The 3146-nt window shown below is 57.2% G+C and carries 4 protein-coding genes; all 4 read right to left on the bottom strand.

Going from position 1 to position 3146, the window contains the following annotated elements:
- Positions 1–137 precede the first annotated feature (137 nt).
- Positions 138–407, bottom strand: a complete 270-nt coding sequence (gene fliQ, locus H5U08_RS14000; RefSeq protein WP_297034298.1) for a flagellar biosynthesis protein FliQ — start codon at positions 405–407, stop codon at positions 138–140.
- A gap of 96 nt (positions 408–503) precedes the next feature.
- Positions 504–1433 (bottom strand): flagellar type III secretion system pore protein FliP, encoded by a 930-nt coding sequence (gene fliP / locus H5U08_RS13995; RefSeq protein WP_297034295.1) that lies wholly within the window; start codon positions 1431–1433, stop codon positions 504–506.
- Positions 1434–1457: 24 nt separating this feature from the next.
- Positions 1458–1769: a flagellar biosynthetic protein FliO gene (locus H5U08_RS13990; RefSeq protein WP_297034292.1), complete on the bottom strand. Its 312-nt coding sequence runs from the start codon at positions 1767–1769 to the stop codon at positions 1458–1460.
- Positions 1770–2502: 733 nt separating this feature from the next.
- On the bottom strand, positions 2503–3146 hold a 644-nt coding region (gene fliN / locus H5U08_RS13985), incomplete at its 5' end, for a flagellar motor switch protein FliN (RefSeq protein ID WP_297034289.1).

Here is a 3146-nt window from a genome sequence, read left to right as displayed (position 1 = left end):
GTCATCGACTCGGCATTCGTTCTTTTTCCCGTCGCCGCCTTCTTCGCGGACCTTCTTTTCCCTCGGTCATTGGCCCTGCATAAAAAGCCACGTTATATCGCTTGCCGTGTTTTTTACATTTCGGACTATTGTTTACACTAATAAATCGTCCCCGACATGCCTCTCAGTAACTCCTGCGAATACTCAATCATCTGCACCAGCATCCATGGCAGTGTGAGCAGAAATACAATGACCATGACGGCGACCTTGGGAACAAACACGAGGCTTTGCTCCTGAATCTGCGTCACCGCTTGGAGCAGCCCCAGGATCAGACCGACGGCCATCCCTGCTAAAAGAACCGGCGCGCTGATTAAAAACCCCACCCAGATTGCCGTCCTGAATAAATCAACCGCCGCCTGTGTATCCATATCACACTCCTTGCTCTTTTTTCCTGGCGGTTTGCTGAACTCGGTATTTTCTCGCCGGCGCAATCAGTTCCTCCTGAGCCCACGGCGTGCTGACCGTCAGGTGATCGGCTGGAAACTCTCCATAAGCATGCCCACCACCAGATGCCAGCCATCCAGCAGCACAAACAGAAGCAGCTTGAATGGAAGCGATACCAGCACGGGCGGCATCATGAGCATGCCCATGGCCACCATCACCGTGGAAACAACCATGTCGATGATCAAAAACGGCAGGAATATTTGAAACCCGATTAAAAAAGCGGTTTTCAATTCACTGAGCATAAACGCGGGCACCAGGACCTGAAGGGGCACATCGTCGTAGGTTTCCGGTTCTTTTTCGAGGTGCGCGTAACGCAAAAACAGCCATACATCCTCGGCGTTATCGCACCGCTCAATCTGCAGTGACATGAACCGACGAATCGGCCTCTGTCCGCGTTCCCACGCCTCTTCCAAACTGATCTGGCGCTGCTGGTAGGGAACAATCGCCTGCTGGTAAACCTCCCGCCATACCGGCGTCATGATAAACAGCGTGATGAACAGCGACAGGCCGGTAATCACCTGGCTGGGAGGCAGGTTTTGCGTACCCAGCGCCTGGCGGAGAAGACTCAAAACAACGATAACGCGAATAAAAGAAGTCGTCATGAGAATAATCGCCGGTGCCAAACTCAGCACCGTCAGAAGAAGCATGATCTTGAGGGCACTGGAAAGTCCTTCCGGACTTGTCCAGTTTTGTGGGTCGAGCAAAGAGGAATTCGCCGGATTGGTCGAGGTGGGAGGAAATTCCAGCGACAACGGCCGATTGGACGCCGGAATATCGGCAAAGACCGGTCTTCCGTAGAAAAACGGTACCACAGCCAGGATCAGTGCCCAAAACCCGATCGCTGGCCACCGTTGCATGATAGACCGCCGGCGGGCGGGCATCATCGCACACCGCCCGATTGTGCTCCGCTCGTCGCGAATATCCTGGCCACAACGAACTATGACGGCCATCTCCCGCACTATCAGAAAAATGGACTATGTTTCAACGATTTCGTGTCCGTTGACGTAATTGTTAAAAAGGTGGCGGAAGGCCTGGGTGGAACTGTGCGGCCGCTGTGACACGCACAAACCCACAAGCCGGTCCACCTCAACCGGATCATCGATCTCGGCAATCGGCTCGACAGCTTCGGCACTCATTGCCACAAGGATGACCTTCCGTCCCAGGCGAATCAGACACAGCCGCTGCCGCGCAGAAAGCGACGTGTGGCCCAGCACTTCCACCACCTCCCGAGGAAGGACCTGATGTCCCTGCGGGTTGATGCGCCGGAGCATCCAGACAAAGACCAAGAAGACTCCCACGACCATCGCCAGGGCGCCGATCGTCGTCACCCACGGCGTGAAACGCTGGAAAGGGCTTCTTGTCGACGTTGGTCCCCGTGTTGCAGCATCACGTCGCGAAATACGCAGTGCGCTGTCACCGCCTCCTGTTGATTCCTTCCCCCCGTTGGTTTCTCCGACCGAGCTGCTCCTCTGTGATAGAAACCGACCTGACGCGGCGTTTTGCCCCGGGCCGTCCGTTTTCATCTGCGCTCCGGCGTCCATACTCCGGTCGTGCGTTGTGGCACTGTCCAGATGCGAAGGCTGGCCCAGCCCCGGCGAGAACTGACTCTGCTGCACCGGAGTGTCAAATCCACTGGAGAACCCGCCCGAGTTTGTCGGCCACTGATCCGGAAAGCCCTGCAGCGTCTGCGCTCGCCCTACCCCTGACAATAGCGCAAGACAAAGGCACGGTAACAGGAGGAGGATGGCACGTGTTCGAACCCCCTGGGAGGCATCGAAAACAAGGCAACCATCAGGATGGCATACCGGATGGAAAAAGAGAAAAGACAGAACCGCCCCCGCCTTGTGCCGGAGCATAAGGACTAAAGGGCGAATATTATGATTTTTATCACGCGGTCTTCGCGCCACACCGGGACTCCTTTCCTGGCGCGCCTGCAACTCGATCCATTCCCTTGGTTATTCGTTCATTCCCTCTAAACCGACTTTTTTACTCGTGAACTGTTCGTCGGGCCGGCGTGCATTAACTTTCGGCGTCTATCTGCGGCTGTTTGCCCGCCACGAGCTCCGCGACGCGAATGCAAAAGTTATCGTTCAAAACGAGCACTTCCCCGCGAGCGATCAGCCGTCCGTTGACATAGATGTCCACGGGATCACCGGCCAGCTTGTCCAGAGTAACCACCGCTCCCTTGCGAAGGCGGAGCACATCTTCGAGGTACAATCGCGTGCGACCCAGCTCGATCTGAACGTCTAATTCGACCTCCTTGAGGAGGTCGAGCGTGGCCGCCTGCGTGGACGGTGGGGCACCAGAAAACTCCGTGAACTCAAAAGGCGACAATCCCGGCGGCAGGTTTCCCGCTTGATCGGACTCCAGCGAGGCCAGCGCCTGTTCTGCCTGCCGGAAAAGATAGTCCAGATCGGCAGGATGAATCTGGGCCTCCGTGCTCTCTGCGGTTGCTCCAGCAGACGGAGCTGCCTTCGCCGCGGGGGGCGGTGTCGCCGGCGTGCGACCCGCCTGTTGCAGAAGCTTCTCAATCTCATCCTGGGAAAGCGGTCGGCTGGCGTCGTCCGCACTGTTCGCCGCAGTCCCACCGGATGAACCGGGCGCCCCCCCTGACGGCTGCCGGTTCGCCGACTGGAGCAGCTTTTCGATTTCCTCCTGGCTGA

The sequence above is a fragment of the Thermogutta sp. genome (genome assembly GCF_014359955.1).
Lineage (GTDB): Bacteria > Planctomycetota > Planctomycetia > Pirellulales > Thermoguttaceae > Thermogutta.
The sequence above is the reverse complement of the archived record's forward strand: the minus strand, read 5'-3'. Positions and strand labels throughout refer to the sequence as shown.